This is a genomic window from Burkholderia reimsis (assembly GCF_003294055.1).
Lineage (GTDB): Bacteria > Pseudomonadota > Gammaproteobacteria > Burkholderiales > Burkholderiaceae > Burkholderia > Burkholderia cepacia.
On record NZ_QMFZ01000037.1, the window covers coordinates 27,256 to 42,016 of the forward strand.

Genomic DNA, 14,761 nt, shown 5'->3' on the forward strand with positions numbered 1-14,761 from the left:
GGAATCGAAGCGCTGAAGCGCCGCCCCGGGCCGACCGCAAAGCATGGGGCCCCGATAGCTGCCGGAGCGCAGGTTCGGGCCCGTTCAGGAAGGAGACGAAGATGTCGGGATGGTCAGGAATTACCGGCGCCGCGGGCGGCGCGCCCGCCGGCACGCCGGCCGAGGCAGGCGGCGGCACTGCGCTGAAGGCGGGTGCGGTGGGCTTTCCGACCGCGCTGGCGAGCGCCGTCGGCCTCATCATGGCAAGCCCGGTGATTCTCACCGCGACCTCGGGCTTCGGGATGGGCGGCTGGGCGTTCGCGGTCGCGATGATCATCGCGTTCGTGATGATGCAGGCGCAGGCGACCACGTTCTCGGAAGCCGCCGCGATGCTGCCGACGGCCGGTTCTGTTTACGATTACCTGTCGTGCGGGCTCGGCCGCTTCTGGGCGATCACCGGCACGATCTCCGCGTATTTCCTCGTGCACGTGTTCGCCGGCACGGCGGAAACGATCCTGAGCGGCATCATGGCGCTCGTCAATTTCGAATCGCTGAATGCGGCGTTCGAGAAGCACAACAGCTCGTGGCTCGTCGGCGTCGGCCTCGTGGTCACGTTCGCGATCACCAACATCATCGGCATCAAGGTGTTCAGCAAGCTCGAGATCGTGCTGACGGCCGGCATGTGGCTGTCGCTGATGATCTTCGGCATCCTCGGGCTCGCGGCCGCGCCGGCCGTGCATCTCGACGGCTGGTTCGGCGGCTCGGAAGTCGGCACGTCGGTGCCGGCCGTGCTGTCGCTCGTCGGGATGGCGATGTTCATGTTCGTCGGCTGCGAGTTCGTCACGCCGCTCGCGCCGGAAATGAAGGCGCCGGGCAAGACGATTCCGCGCGCGATGGCGCTCGGCCTCGTCGGCGTCGCGATCTGCATGTTCCTGTACGGCGCGGCGATCCGCCGCCAGGTCGCGAACGTGCCCGTGAGCCCCGACGGCCTCACGCACCTGCTCGACACGCCGGGCGCGATTCCCGCGTTCGCGCTGCAGGTGCTTGGGCCCTTCGGCCGCATCTGGTTCGGCATCGCGTTCCTGTGCGCGGGCGCCGCGACGATCAACACGCTGATGGCCGGGCTGCCGCGCATCCTGTACGGGATGGCGATCGACGGCGCGCTGCCGCGCTGCTTCGCGTACCTGCATCCGCGCTTCAAGACGCCGGTGGTCGGCATCGTCGCGGCGGCGATCGTGCCGATCTTCCACGCGTGGCTGATCAACGGCAATCTCGACAGCATCCTGCACCTCGTGCTCGCGGCGACCTGCGCGTGGGGCACCGCGTACCTGCTCGTCACCGCGTCGGTCGTGATGCTGCGGATTCGCCGCCCGGACCTGCCGCGCCCGTACCGTTCGCCGCTGTTCCCGCTGCCGCAGATCGTGTCGAGCGTCGGCATCGTGCTCGCGATCTGGTACATCACGCCGCCGGGCATGAACGCGCGCGACATCTACGTGCCGTTCGGCGCGATGCTCGGGCTCACCGCGCTGTACGCGCTGTTCTGGACGCTCGTCGTGCAGCGCCGGCATCCGTTCAAGCCGGTGCCGGTGGAAGAAGTGCTGCGCAACGAGCACGTCGCGTCGTGAAGGCTGCGCTCGCCCGCTGGCGCGCGGCGCCCGATGCGCCGCCGCCCGGCCATCGGCCCGGCGCGATCGCCGCGCGCGTGCTCGCCGATCTGGGCGCCGCGCGCGACGTCGACGGGGGCGGCAGTCTGACGGCCCGATTGCCGAACGGCGTGCGCGTGGGCATCGACGAGCGTGTCGATCGCCAGTTCCTGATGCATACGGTCAGTGTGAAGGTGGCGGCAACCGCGCGCGGCCCGGCCGTGCAGGGCCGAGCGCGGGTGACGCAGACCGGCTGGCTGCGCCGCACGGGCATCGACGCAGTGGCCGAGCCGGGATGCGACCCCGGATTCGTCGACACGGTGGCCGCGCTGGTCGCCGAGTCGTCGCTGGCCGACGCGCTGCGGCCGCTGCACCTGACCGACTGCGCGATCGACGCGCGCGACGGCCGCTGGACGCTCGCGATCGTGCCGTTCGGCGGCAGCGAGGTCGTGAACCGGATGCCGTCGTTCCGCCGCTACGTCCGCCTGACGGGCGAGCAGGCCGCCGCGCTGTCGGCGGCCTGTCTTGCGTTCGAAACCGCACTACGCAGGATTTTGCACGGGTAAGCTGTGGCGTTGCGCGCCGGGGGAACCCGGCGGCCGCGTTTAGGGGTTTTACCGGAGATGCCGATGCTGTTCCAGTCACGCTCACACGAAGACGTGCACGATCACGGGCTCGCGATCGCGGGCTGGCATCAGGTCTACCGCCAGATGACGCCGGGCCGCTTCAAGGGCACCGTCACGCAGGTGCTGTACGACGATTTCCACTTCTTCCGCGAGACGACCAACCGGCGCGTCGCGCAAACCGGGCTCGCGCCGGCCGGGCGCACGTCGCTCGCGGTGCCGCTGTCGGTGCCGCTCGCGGGCACGTTCCAGGGCCAGCCCGTCGACGGCTATGCGCTGCTCGCGCTGCGCGCTGGCGAGGATTTCGAATTCCACACGCCGGAAGGGATGGGGCTCGTCGGGATCAGCGCGGCGTCCGACATGGTCGACGAGCTGTGCGAAGCCGAATTCGGCGCATCCGGCGCGCGCAAGCTGCGCCACGTGACCCGGCTGTCCGACGAGCAGGGCGTCGCGCTCGGCGTGCGGCTGTCGTCGTTGATCGACGATGCGCAGCGCAACCCGGGCCACCTCGAATACGCGGCCACCCGCAAGATGTTCCGCGACGCGATGCTCGGCATGTTCCTCGACGCGCTCGAGCAGGGCATCGGCGTCGAGCGCCGCGACATCACGCACGCCACCTACAGCGACATCGTGAGCCGTTGCGAGAAGCATCTGCGCGACCGCCCCGAGGAACCCGTCACCGTGCTCGAACTGTGCCGCGCGCTGCGGTGCAGCCGCCGCACGCTGCAGACGAGCTTCCAACGCGTGGCGGACGTCACGCCGGTCGGCTATCTGCGCACGATCCGGCTGAACGCGGTGCGGCGCATGCTGCGCACGACATCCGTGCAGCAGCTCGGCGTCGGCGAGGCCGCCGCGAGCTGGGGGTTCACTCACCTCGGATATTTCGCGCGCGAGTATCGCGACCTGTTCGGCGAGCTGCCTTCCCAGACGGCGCGTCCCGAATGACGCACGCGCACCGCGACGGCGCCGCCGGGCAACGTCGCGCACCATGCGCGCCACGGTTTGCCGATTTGCGATAGAGGTCCTGAATTTTCGCTGGATAGAGTCCTGTCACCCATATCGACAACTCCATCGATCTGCACTGCGTATCGATGACAACAGAGGGGCGGGACATGAGAATCGGAAGACGACTGGCCGCGGCCGCGGCCACGCTCGGGTGCATGCACGCACACGCGCAGACCTCCGGCAGCGTGACGCTGTACGGCACCGTGGACACCGGCATCATCTACTCGACGAACCAGCAGTTCACGCGCGCCGACGGCAGCACGGGCGGCGGCCATGCGTGGCAGATGGGCGGCGGCAACCTCGTGCCGTCGCGCTTCGGATTCCAGGGGGCCGAGCCGCTCGGCGGCGGGCTCGACGCGGTGTTCACGCTCGAGCAGCAGTTCCTGTCCGCGAACGGGCAGGCGCTGCAGGGCGGCACCGCGTTCAGCCGGCAGGCGTGGGTCGGGTTGCGCCAGGACGGGATCGGCACGCTCGGCCTCGGCCGCCAATACGACTCGTACACGGACATGCTCGGCGCGTATGTGTCGAGCAACAACTGGGCGACACCGTACGGCTCGCACCTCGGCGACGTCGACAACCTGAACGCCGCATTCAACTTCAACAACGCGGTGAAGTTCACCAGCGCCGATTTCAACGGCTTCACGTTCGGCGGCACGTTCAGCTTCGGCGGGCAGGCCGGCGATTTCTCCGCGAAGCGCGGCTATGCGGTGGCCGCGACGTACACGCGCGCGCCGGTGGCGTTCTCGGTCGGCTACCTCGACCTGCACCAGCCGCTCGACGCGGCGCTCGGCGGCGCGAGCGGTTATATCGGCGATTTCGCGTGCAGCAACCCGGGCGCGATGTACTGCCTGCTGCAGGATGCCGGCTCGATGCGCGCGTTCGGTGCGGGCGGGTCGGTCACGTTCGGCGCGGCGACGATCGCGCTCACCTACACGCATACGCGCCTCGGCGACAGCCGCTACTTCTCGACCACCGCGCAGCCGCGCACGCAGGCGTTCACGTTCGACATCGACGAACTGAACGCCACGTACCTGTTCACGCCCGCGCTGCAGGGCGGCGTTGCCTACATCTTCAACGCCGCGCACACCGACGGGCGCGGCACGACGCGGTTCCACCAGGTGAACGTCGGCACGAACTACAGCCTGTCGAAGCGCACGGCGCTGTATGCGGTCGCGATCGGCCAGATCGCGAGCGGGACGGGGCTCGGCACCGACGCGAGCGGCAACGCGGTGAACTACGCGCAGATTCCGGTGCTCGCGAACAGCAACTCGAGCCGGCAACTGGCGGTGATGGCCGGGATCCGCGTGAATTTCTGACCGGGGCGGAGGCTCGGAGCGGCTGGCGGGGCGGGGCGGGGCAGCCGGGCACGGCGACGGCCGTTCCCGCCGCGTGCCATAAATTCTTAACGATCGGCGTGAACAATGGCGTTCGCTTCAGGCGGCCAGAAGCGTCGCCCACGTTGCACACGTGTGCAACGCCTGGCCGTCCCGCCACCACGCCGAACGAGAGAGACCTCATGACCTTGCTGAGCCGCCTGCGCGCGCTGTCCGCCGCCGTTGCGCTGTCCCTTGCCGCCTCGCACGCCTTCGCGGCGGATCTCGTCATCGCGGGCCGCGACGACATCTACGGAAAGGGGCTGGCCGACGCCGTCGCCGGCTTCAACAAGCTGCACCCGGGCACCGAGATCGAGCTGCTCAAGCTGCCGAACGCGAACCTGTACCAGAAGCTCAAGCTGTCGATGCGCGAAGGCACGGGCGCGTACGACCTCGTGATGATGGACGACACGTGGGCGCCCGAATTCATCGGCAACGGCTGGCTGAAACCGCTGCCGGCATCGCTGGCCGACGCCGACCTCGTGCCGTCCGCGGTCGCGCTCGGCCGCAATGCGGCCGGCGCGCTGTATGCGCTGCCGATCGTCGGCAACGTCGAGATGTTCGCGTACCGCAAGGACCTGCTCGCGAAATACAAGCTGCAGCCGCCGCGCAACTGGGACGACGTGCTGAAGATCGCGCAGACCGTCGGCGGCGCGGACAAGAGCGTTTCGGGTGTCGTGTTCCGCGGCACGAAGGGCAACCCGGTCGTGACGGGCTTCCTGCCGATCCTGTGGGCCTACGGCGGCGACGTGTTCGACCGTGCCGGCAACGTGACGATCGATTCGCGCGAGGCGCAGGCCGCGCTGAAGACCTTTCTCGCGCTGAAGGCGTCCGCGCCGAAGGACGTCGACGTCTACGGCGCGGCGGAAGTGCGCGACGCGCTGCAGCGCGGCACGGCCGCGCAGTCGATCGAGGTGTGGCCGGCGTGGGTGCCGGCGCTCGACGATCCGAAGCAGTCGCGCGTGGTCGGGCAGATCGCGCTGCAGCCGCCGCCCGGGCAGACTGCCGGCCCGGCGCCGATGCTCGGCATCTGGCAGATGGGCATTCCGAAGGACGCGCCGCACGCGAAGCTCGCGCAGGACTTCCTCGCGTACCTGACCAACCGCGACACGCAGACGCGCCTCGCCGGCATCGGCATTCCGCCGACCCGCCGCAGCGTGTTCAACGATCCGGCGCTGGTGCGCCAGTATCGCTGGTATCCGGATCAGCTGAAGGCGCTCGAGGCCGGCCGTGCGCGGCCGCGCGTGAAGGACTGGCAGCAGGTCGAGAGCATTCTCGGCGACCAGCTGCAGCTCGCGCTGACGGGGCAGGCCGCGCCCGACGCCGCGCTGCGCCAGGCGCAGCAGAAGATCGCGCAGGCGACGGCCGCGGCCGGCAAGTGACGGCGCGCGTCAACTCGGCAGCCGGAGGTCGCGCATGAAGTCCTTCGGCCGCAGCCTGCCGTTCGTCGCCCTGCTCGGGCCCGCGCTGCTGGTGCTCGCCGCGCTCGCGCTGTATCCGGTCGCGCAGGTGCTGATCGATTCGTTCTGCCACGTCGACTACTCGGCCGGCCGCCGCGCGTTCGCGGGGCTCGCGAACTATCGCGCGGTGCTCGGCGACGACGCGTTCACGGCCGGTTTCGGCAACACGCTGCGCTTCACGATCGTCGCGTCGCTCGCGGAAGTCGCGCTCGGTTTCGGCCTCGCGCTGCTGTTCGTGCGCGCGTTTCCGGGGCGGCGCATCGCGCTGCCGCTCGCGATCCTGCCGATGATGCTGTCCACGCTCGTGTGCTCGGCGATCTGGCGCAACTGGCTCAACTTCGACGGCTTCCTGAACGCGTTCCTCGCGGCGTTCGGCGTCGAAGGCGTGCGCTGGCTGTCCGATCCGCATCTCGCGTTGTGGTCGCTCGCGCTCGTCGACGTATGGCAGTGGACGCCGATGGCCTTCCTGATCGTGCTGGCCGGGTTGCAGTCGATCCCGCAGGAACTGTACGAAGCCGCGCGCACCGACGGCGCGAGCGAGTGGCAGTGCCTGCGCGACATCACGCTGCCGCTCGCGGCGCCGCAGATCGGCCTCGCGCTGCTGCTGCGCTCGATCGACACGTTCAAGCTGTTCGACAAGGTCTATGCGCTGACGGGCGGCGGCCCCGGCAACGCGACGCAGACGCTGTCGACCTATATCTACGACACGGGCTTCCGCTTCTTCAACGTCGGGCCGGCGAGCGCCGCGTCGGTGCTGATGCTCGCGGCGTCCGCGTTGCTGGTCTCGGGGTACGTATGGCAGACGGTTCGCAAGCGGCGCGCATGACGGCGCAATCCGCAGGCATCTCGCGCGCGCGCACGGGCGCCGCATTCGGTCGCGCGCTGCCGTGGGCGCTGCGCATCGCCGCGCTCGCGCTGTTGCTGCTGCCGTGCCTGTGGATGGCCGGCGCGGCCTTCATGCCGACGCTCGAACGTCTCGATCATCCGCTGCGGATCTGGCCGGCCGCGCCGACCTTCGCGCATTTCGCATCGGTATGGTCCAACGGCATCGGCGCGCCGCTCTTCAATTCGCTGCTGGTCGGCTTCGGCACGACGCTGCTCGCGCTGGCGCTCGCGTTTCCGGCCGCGTATGCGCTCGTGCGGCTGCGTTTTCCGGCGCGGCTCGACCTGCTGTTCCTGGTGCTCGTGCTCGCGTTGAAGCTGATGCCGCCGATCACGATCGCGGTGCCGCTGTTCGCGCTCGCGAAACGGCTGCACCTGCTCGATTCGACGCCGGGCCTGATGCTCGCGTATCAGATTTACGCGCTGCCGATGGCGATCTGGATGCTGCTCGCGTTCGTGCGCGACGTGCCGATCGAATACGAGGAAGCGGCCTGCATCGACGGCGCGGGGCTGGCTCGACGGCTCGTGCAGATCGTGCTGCCGCTGTGCGCGCCGGGCCTGATCGCGACCGCGATCTTCGTGTTCATCGCCGCTTGGAACGAGTTCCTGATCGCGCTGCTGTTCGTGTCGACGCCGAGCCGCTTCACGCTGCCGCTCGCGATCGCCGGCTACGTGACGGAGAACGGCATCGACTGGGGTGACCTGATGAGCGCGGGGCTGATGGCGTCGCTGCCCACGCTGGCCGTGGCTGGTTATGTGCAGCGTTACCTGTTGCGCGGGTTCGCGGGCGGGTTGAAGTGACGCCGATGCAGGGCGGCGGTGCGCCGCGCGGCAGGCTCGGCTGCGCGCTCGCGCCTGTCATGCATCACGTTGGCGCACGCGCGCGCATCGCACGTCGCTACGCCGGGCGGCCGACGCAGCTGTGACGAACGACGCAGGTCACCGGCACGACTCGCGTGCGCGATGCGCCGGCGAACGCCTGCATCCGCTCGGCGAGCATGTCGACGGCCGCGTTCGCGAGGCCTTGCGTATCCTGACGGAGCGTCGTCAGCGCATAGCCGTCGAATGCGGCGGCAGGAATGTCGTCGAAGCCGATGACGCGCAAGTCTTCCGGCACGCGCAGCCCGAACTGCTGGCGCGCGGTGTCGATCATGCCCAACGCGAGCAGGTCGGACGAGCAGAACACGCCGTCCGGAACGGTGTCGCCGGACAGCAGATGCCGTGCCGCTTCGACACCGCATGCGTATGTGTCGGACGGCGTGTCCTGAATCCGTACGCTTGCGGCGCCATCGGTATCGCCGTGACGACGAAGCGCTTCGACGAACGCAGCGGCACGCGCGCTCGCACTGTAGCTCGCGTTGCGCGGCCCGACGAACGCGACCCGGCGCGCGCCTGCCTGCGCGAGCATTCGCGCGGCATGCGCGGCGCCGGCCGCGTTGTCGCTCACGACGACATCCGCGCCCGGCAGATTCGCGTCGCGGTTGATCATCACGACCGGGATCCGGTGTTCGAGATATTGCTGCGCGACCGACAGCGGCGGCGACGCGGACGTCATCACGAGGCCCGCGATCCGGTAGCTGAGCAGTTGCTCGAGCGATTGCCGGACCTGGCGCGGGTCTTCCGCATTGGTCACGAGCGGCGTGAGCGCGCGCTGCCCGAGCGCGGCCATCAGGTCCGACAGCAGCCGCGCGCGAAACGGATTCTCGAACCCGGCCGTCACGACGCCGATCATGCTGCTGCGCTGCGTGATCATGTCGCGCGCGATCAGGTTGACCTGGTAGCCGAGCGCGCGCGCGGCGACCATCACGCGCTCACGGGTTTGCGGTGCGATGCTCGCCGTCGGCGAGAATGCACGCGACACCGCGGAGCGCGATACGCCGGCGCGCGCCGCGACATCCGACGCCGTCACCCACGGTTTTCTTTCCTTGTCATTCATCGATTCATGATCCCTTCGAGCCACGATACGCGCACGCCGCCTGCCGACTGGATGTCGGCGCTCGATGACGCGCGGCCGCTGCATACGCTGACCCTACCGGGCAGCCATGACACCTGTGCGTATACCGTCGACGATGCGCTCGTGCGCACCCAGCGTGCGCCGCTCGATGCGCAGCTCGCGCATGGCGTGCGGCTGCTCGACATCCGCTGCCGGCACGTGCGCGACGCGTTCGACATCCATCACGGCGGCATCGCGCTCGGCATGACGTTCGACGACGTGCTGGCCGATTGTTTGCGGTTTCTCGACGAACATCCGCGCGAATGCATCGTGATGTCGGTGAAGGACGAATGGCCGGCGCACGCGTGCACACGCAGTTTCGATGCGACGTTCGATGCGCATCGCGCGCGGCATCCGCGGCTGCGCTGGCATGCCGGCGGCACGCTGCCCGCGCTCGGCGACGTGCGCGGCGCGATCGTGCTGCTGCGGCGCTTTCGCAGCAGCCGGCCGCTCGGCATCGACCTGACCGCATGGCCCGATAACGCGACGTTCACGATCGATCATCCCGACGGCGCGTTCGTGATCCAGGACGAATATCGCGTGCCGGTGGCGGCGTCGATCGGCTGGAAGTGGCGTGCGATCGACGCGCTGCTGACGGACCTGCCGTCGCCGGACAGTGGCCGCTGGGCGATCAACTTCTGCAGCGGGACCGGCATGGGCGCGAATCCGTCGGTCGTTGCCCACGGCGACGGCCGGGTGCAGGGCATTCATGCGCGGCTGGCCGCACGGCTGCGCGAGCAGCGCGGCCCGTGCGGCGCGATGCTGCTCGATTTCTGCGATGACGACGATTGGGCGCTGGTGCGCGCGCTGATCGCGTGCAACGATCATGCGCCGGTGCCGGGTGCGTGGCGCAAGGCGTTTCGCTGTTAGCGAAGATGGGCAGTGAAGAATGCGAGCGCCTTTGCATCGAGCATCGCGTGGAACGCCGCGCGGTCGAATCCCTTCGCATCGGTACAGACTTCGGGCGAGTCGTGTGCCAGTTGTTCGGGGCACGGCGCGAGAAACGCGAAGTGCGCGGAATTCGGCACGACGTGGAATTCAGGCCGTCGCGGCAGCAGGCCGGCCAGCGCGGGGATCGTTTCCGGCTCCACGCCGTCGCCGCCCGCTTCGGACGCCCAGAGCTGGATCGGCGCGTGCACGTCCTTCAGCGTTTCGGCGGTCGGAAATTCGTCGAGCGGGTCCGCGAGCACGTAGGCCTTGATCCTCGGATCGTGCGTCAGCGGCTGGCGCGGCAGGTCATGGTCGCGGATCTGCTTGCAGATCAGCCAGGTCGGGTCCGGGCAGGCCACCCGTGCGTGCACGAAATCCGGATTCGCGCCGGCCAGCACGAGGCCCGTATAGCCGCCGCGCGAGAAGCCGAAGAAGCCGATCCGCGCGGGATCGACATGCGCGGCGTCGGCCGCGTTGGCCAGCATGTAGTCGACGAGGCGCTTGATGTCCGCTGGCCGCTCGGCCAGCTCCCGCAGGTCGGCCGCATGGCTCATGTCGGCATGCGTGTCGCCGGGATGGTTGATCGCCGCGACGACGAAGCCCGCGTCGGCGAGCGTTTCGGCGAGGTCGTGATGGCCGAAGTACGTGCCGCCATGCCCGTGCGAGATCACGACGAGCGGAAGCTTGTCGCCGACGGTCGGGCAGTCGCGTTGTCCTTTCAGTTCGAAAGGCCCGATCGTGAGCGTCTGGGCGGCGTCCGCGCAGGGCGTCCACACGACTGCCTTCAGTTCGGGGCCGCCGGCGTCGGCCGGAATCCGGACGAGCTTGATGCCGGCCGCGTGCGTGAGCGTGGCCGACAGGCAGAGGAGAGCAGCCAGTACGGTCGATAACCAGGTCTTCACGGTGAAACCCTCCGGAGCAGGAGCAACGATCGGACGGCCGTTGCGAGTTGCCGGTCGCGCGCCGGCATGCGATTGCACGGATACGACGATCAGCGTGCGTCGCCGATCGTGATGCAAAAATGCAGCCGGTCGGTCGTTGCGTGGTATTCGTCGTGCCACGCCTGCGCGTCGGACGTCATCGTGCTGCGGCAGAACGCGGCAGCATCCGCCAGCGGCCAGTCCGCAAGACACACGGTGCCCTGCGGTGCGCTGCCGTGTCCGACCCGCCCGTCGGCAGTCAGGACCCAGCCTTCCCATCCGTAGATCGGAATGCGATGACGCACGCAATAATCGATGCATTCGAGCGCGGCGTCGAGCGGAAGCACGATCTCGCGACTGGAAATCGATTGCGCGGCGAGAGCGGCAGGAATCTTCCCGAGTTGCGACATGGCGGGCGGCAGGGGCGGTGTGGCGCGGGACCGGCGGGCTACCGCGTCGCGATTGCAACTGCCGCGCCGGCCATTGCGGTCGCGCTCGTGCGGTTGGCGATCCGTTTCGCGCGCGCCGAAGTGAGAAAAGCCCGCGCGCGCGCCGCGAGCAGCGACCAGAAGCAGTCGGCGAGGATCAGCACCGCGAGCATCGTGGCGACGAGTTCGGCCCACGCGGTCACACCGACGTGCGTGAGATCGACGATGGTCGGCAGCAGCGCGAGATAGAACACCATGATCTTCGGGTTGCCGAGCGTGACGAGCATGCCTGCGACGAACATGCGCGACGGCGACTGGCCGCGCGGCAGGTCGTCGGCGCCGGCCTCGGTCGGCGCGGTCCACATCTTCCACGCGAGGAACAGCAGGTACGCGACGCCGAGCAGCTTCAGCACGATCAGGCCGGCCACGAACGTGCGCGCGAACGCGGACAGCCCCGCGACCGCGAGCGTGAGCCACAACGCTTCGCCGAGCCACATGGCGGCGAGGAACGGCAGCACGTCGCGCACGCCGTTGGTCAGCACGCGCGCGACCAGCGCGGCGACGCTCGGCCCGGGCGTGCCGGCGGTGACGAGCAGGGTGACAGCGAAGACGGCGAGCGCGGACAACGTCATGACGAACCTCGTGGGTGGGGGCGTTCGAAACGTATGAGGTTTCGATTATAGTGACGGCCGTTCCAGACTGTCTGCCTGAATTGCCGCAATGACCGCATCGATCCTGATTCGCCCCGCCACGCGGGAAGACGCGGCCGCGATGGCCGCCGTCGAAGTCGCCGCCGCGCAGCGGTTTCGCGAAATCGGCATGACCGACATCGCCGATGGCGAGCCGACCGATGCGGCCGACGTGCTCGCGCGCATCGACGACGGCCGCGCGGTCGTCGCGGTCGATGCGCAGGGCGCGTGCGTCGGGTTCGCGTTCTACCGGCTGCTCGATGCACGGCGGTTGTATCTGGAGGAACTGGATGTCGCGCCGTCGCATGCGGGGCAGCGGATCGGCGCGCGCCTGATCGAGCAGGTGAACGCACGCGCCGCGCGGGAAGGCATCGCGGAGGTCGTACTGTCGACGTTTCGCAATGCGCCGTGGAATGCGCCGTACTACGCGCGCCTGGGTTTCAGCATCGTCGACGACGCCACGCTCGACGACACGCTGCGTGCGATCCGCGCGCACCACGTCGCGCTCGGACTCGACGAGACGCAGCGCGTGTTCATGCGGATGCGCGTCCCGGGCTGACGCACTCCCGGCGAGTTGCGGTGCAGGCAGCGCGACCGGGTGTCAGCGCAATGCCGGGCTTCCGGCCGCCGGCAGCGACGCGAACGCGGCCTCCACGTGCGCCAGAAAATCGGATGCGGGCCGCGTCAGTTGCAGGCCGGGCGGCGTGAGCCGGTACAACTGAAGCGGTGGCGGCGACATCGGCAATGGCAGCGGCGTCAGCTTCTGGCCGAACACGGTTTCCGCGAGCGACAGCCGGGTCCACGAGAAAATCGCATCGTTGGTCATGAGCAGGCTGTAGAACAGCGCATACGACGTGCAGCGCGTGATGCAGCGCGGCGGGGGCAGGCCCGCGTGTTCATGCAGGTCGCGGATATAGGTGGGGAAGTTGTCGCTGGCGTCGGCGTGGATCCATTCCGCGTCGCGCAGCGCCTCGAGCGATGTCGCGCCGGCGAAGCGCCCGTTCTCGCGGGTGACGAACGCGGTGTCGAACGTGCGGATCGCCCTGATGTCGACCGACTCGGCAATGGGGCCCGTGACGGCGACGAAGGCGAGATCGAGCGTGCGATTGCGCAACTGTTCCGTGAGCAGGTTGAACGTCAGTTCCCGAAGTTCGCATTCGACGTTCGGCCAGTGGCGGCGGAAGGCGGCGTAGGCTTCCGCAAAGCCCGTCACCGCGACGATCGGCGTGAAGCCGATCACGAGCCGCCCGTCGCGCAGCCCCTTCATGTGCGCCATGTCCTCGCTCGCCCGTTCGAGCTCGCGCACGACGGCCTGGGCGCGCCCGAGCAATGCGTCGCCTTCCGGCGTCGGCACCACGCCCCACGGTTTGCGCTCGAGGAGCGTCACGCCGAACTCGTTTTCCAGTTCCTGGATCGCCTTGCTGATGGCCGGCTGCGTGACGTGCAGGGTCCGGGCCGCGGCCTTGATGCTGCCGGCCGTCGTGACCGCGACGAGTGCGCGCAATTGATGAATTTTCATGATGCGGAAGATATTACCAAAAGTTATCTGCATCAAAATTCGTGAGTTTTTTGACCCGAAACGCGTCTCTATGCTTGGCCGGACGGTCGCGAGGCGGCCGATTCCACGGAGCCATCCATGACGCAGAACCTTGCTCACGTACTCGCGGCGATTCGCGAGTCGGAGTCCCGATTCGTTGCGATCCGCCGCGACATCCACGCCCATCCCGAACTCGGTTTCGCCGAGACCCGCACCGCGCAGCTCGTCGCCGAACAACTGGCCACATGGGGCTACGACGTGACGACGGGGGTGGGAGGCACCGGCGTCGTCGGCCAGTTGCGGCGCGGCGCGTCGGTGCGCACGCTCGGCCTGCGCGCCGACATGGATGCGCTGCCGATCGAGGAGGCGACGGGGCTGCCGTATGCGAGCACGGTTGCGCGCACGATGCACGCATGCGGTCACGACGGCCACACGGCGATCTTGCTGGCCGCCGCCCACTATCTTGCCGAACAGGGCCGTTTCGACGGCACGCTCAACGTGATCTTCCAGCCGGCCGAGGAAGGGCTCGGTGGCGCAAAGCGGATGATCGACGACGGCCTGTTCGAACGTTTCCCGTGCGAACGCGTGTATGCGCTGCACAACGCGCCGGGCGTGCCGGTCGGCCATTTCGCGTTGCGCTACGGGCCGATGATGGCGTCGTCCGATTCGGTGACGATCACCGTGACGGGCAAAGGCGGGCATGGTGCGATGCCGCAGCTCGCGAGCGACCCGATCGTCGCGGGCGCGCAAATCGTGACCGCGCTGCAATCGATCGTCTCCCGCAACGTCGATCCGCTGAAGCCGGCCGTCGTGACCGTCGGCACGTTCCATGCGGGCACTGCCCCGAACGTGATCCCGGAAACGGCGACGCTGCAGTTGTCCGTGCGCGCGCTCGACGCGACCACGCGCGACGAAATCGAGGCGCGGATCCGCCGGATCGTCGACGCGCAGGCGCAGGCGTTCGGGATGACCGCGCAGATCGAATACCAGTCGATCTCGCGTGTCGTGGACAACGACCGTGCGGCGTCGGATCTCGCGGTGGAGACGATCGCGGCGCTGGCCGGCGAAGGCGCGCTCACGCTGTTGCCCGATGGCGTGATGGGCAGCGAGGATTTCTCGTGGATGACCGAATGCGCACCGAGTTGCTACGTGCTGGTCGGTAATGGCGTCGATTCCCGGGGCGGATGTTCGGTGCACAACCCGCATTACGACTTCAACGACTCCGCGCTGAGCTGGGGGGCAGCCTATTTCGCCGGGATTGCCGAACGCTTCCTGAAGATGGACTGACGAAGGCGCAAG

Annotated in this window: 15 protein-coding genes; 10 read left to right on the forward strand and 5 right to left on the reverse strand. The window is 68.8% G+C overall.

The window, feature by feature from the left end; genetic code table 11:
- Nucleotides 1–101 precede the first annotated feature (101 nt).
- The 7 genes from DPV79_RS32260 (at nucleotide 102) to DPV79_RS32290 (ending at nucleotide 7,766) form a co-directional block, all read left to right on the forward strand.
- Nucleotides 102–1,604 (forward strand): APC family permease, encoded by a 1,503-nt coding sequence (locus tag DPV79_RS32260; protein WP_021163647.1) that lies wholly within the window; start codon nucleotides 102–104, stop codon nucleotides 1,602–1,604.
- Nucleotides 1,601–2,188, forward strand: a complete 588-nt coding sequence (locus DPV79_RS32265; protein WP_113047358.1) for a DUF3156 family protein — start codon at nucleotides 1,601–1,603, stop codon at nucleotides 2,186–2,188. The genes DPV79_RS32260 and DPV79_RS32265 overlap by 4 nt, the downstream gene beginning before the upstream one ends.
- A 63-nt stretch (nucleotides 2,189–2,251) precedes the next feature.
- Nucleotides 2,252–3,190, forward strand: coding sequence for a helix-turn-helix domain-containing protein (locus DPV79_RS32270; RefSeq protein WP_113047381.1), 939 nt, complete (start codon nucleotides 2,252–2,254; stop codon nucleotides 3,188–3,190).
- A gap of 167 nt (nucleotides 3,191–3,357) precedes the next feature.
- Nucleotides 3,358–4,566: a porin gene (locus tag DPV79_RS32275; protein WP_113047359.1), complete on the forward strand. Its 1,209-nt coding sequence runs from the start codon at nucleotides 3,358–3,360 to the stop codon at nucleotides 4,564–4,566.
- A 200-nt stretch (nucleotides 4,567–4,766) separates the two neighbouring features.
- The gene (locus DPV79_RS32280) at nucleotides 4,767–6,005 is read left to right on the forward strand and encodes an ABC transporter substrate-binding protein (protein ID WP_048022011.1); all 1,239 of its coding nucleotides are present in this window, start codon (nucleotides 4,767–4,769) and stop codon (nucleotides 6,003–6,005) included.
- Between the two features lie 34 nt (nucleotides 6,006–6,039).
- Nucleotides 6,040–6,909: a carbohydrate ABC transporter permease gene (locus DPV79_RS32285; protein ID WP_113047360.1), complete on the forward strand. Its 870-nt coding sequence runs from the start codon at nucleotides 6,040–6,042 to the stop codon at nucleotides 6,907–6,909.
- On the forward strand, nucleotides 6,906–7,766 hold the full coding sequence (locus DPV79_RS32290) for a carbohydrate ABC transporter permease (RefSeq protein ID WP_113047361.1): 861 nt from the start codon (nucleotides 6,906–6,908) through the stop codon (nucleotides 7,764–7,766). The genes DPV79_RS32285 and DPV79_RS32290 overlap by 4 nt, the downstream gene beginning before the upstream one ends.
- Before the next feature lie 97 nt (nucleotides 7,767–7,863).
- On the opposite strand, the gene DPV79_RS32295 is transcribed toward DPV79_RS32290, so the two are convergent.
- Nucleotides 7,864–8,901: a LacI family DNA-binding transcriptional regulator gene (locus tag DPV79_RS32295; RefSeq protein ID WP_059856165.1), complete on the reverse strand. Its 1,038-nt coding sequence runs from the start codon at nucleotides 8,899–8,901 to the stop codon at nucleotides 7,864–7,866.
- 6 nt (nucleotides 8,902–8,907) lie between these two features.
- Between DPV79_RS32295 and DPV79_RS32300 the strand changes: the two genes are divergently transcribed.
- Nucleotides 8,908–9,828: a phosphatidylinositol-specific phospholipase C gene (locus tag DPV79_RS32300; RefSeq protein WP_021163638.1), complete on the forward strand. Its 921-nt coding sequence runs from the start codon at nucleotides 8,908–8,910 to the stop codon at nucleotides 9,826–9,828.
- Here DPV79_RS32300 and DPV79_RS32305 read toward each other — a convergent pair.
- The 3 genes from DPV79_RS32305 to DPV79_RS32315 all read right to left on the reverse strand — a co-directional run bounded on the left by DPV79_RS32305 (nucleotide 9,825) and on the right by DPV79_RS32315 (nucleotide 11,868).
- Nucleotides 9,825–10,790, reverse strand: a complete 966-nt coding sequence (locus DPV79_RS32305) for an alpha/beta hydrolase family protein (RefSeq protein ID WP_113047362.1) — start codon at nucleotides 10,788–10,790, stop codon at nucleotides 9,825–9,827. The genes DPV79_RS32300 and DPV79_RS32305 overlap by 4 nt on opposite strands.
- A gap of 89 nt (nucleotides 10,791–10,879) precedes the next feature.
- Nucleotides 10,880–11,218, reverse strand: a complete 339-nt coding sequence (locus DPV79_RS32310) for a hypothetical protein (RefSeq protein WP_021163637.1) — start codon at nucleotides 11,216–11,218, stop codon at nucleotides 10,880–10,882.
- A gap of 38 nt (nucleotides 11,219–11,256) precedes the next feature.
- Nucleotides 11,257–11,868, reverse strand: coding sequence for a LysE family translocator (locus tag DPV79_RS32315; RefSeq protein WP_113047363.1), 612 nt, complete (start codon nucleotides 11,866–11,868; stop codon nucleotides 11,257–11,259).
- A gap of 88 nt (nucleotides 11,869–11,956) precedes the next feature.
- On the opposite strand from DPV79_RS32315, the gene DPV79_RS32320 reads away from it, so the two are divergent.
- Complete coding sequence (locus tag DPV79_RS32320; protein WP_113047364.1) at nucleotides 11,957–12,484, forward strand: GNAT family N-acetyltransferase; 528 nt, start codon at nucleotides 11,957–11,959, stop codon at nucleotides 12,482–12,484.
- 42 nt (nucleotides 12,485–12,526) lie between these two features.
- Here DPV79_RS32320 and DPV79_RS32325 read toward each other — a convergent pair whose 3' ends face one another.
- Nucleotides 12,527–13,582 carry a LysR family transcriptional regulator gene (locus DPV79_RS32325; protein WP_226164529.1) on the reverse strand — a complete coding sequence of 352 codons (1,056 nt, stop codon included), beginning with the start codon at nucleotides 13,580–13,582 and terminating at the stop codon, nucleotides 12,527–12,529.
- Here DPV79_RS32325 and DPV79_RS32330 point away from each other — a divergent pair.
- Nucleotides 13,562–14,749 (forward strand): M20 aminoacylase family protein, encoded by a 1,188-nt coding sequence (locus DPV79_RS32330; RefSeq protein WP_059490144.1) that lies wholly within the window; start codon nucleotides 13,562–13,564, stop codon nucleotides 14,747–14,749. The two genes, DPV79_RS32325 and DPV79_RS32330, sit on opposite strands and share 21 nt — an antisense overlap.
- Nucleotides 14,750–14,761: the final 12 nt, after the last annotated feature.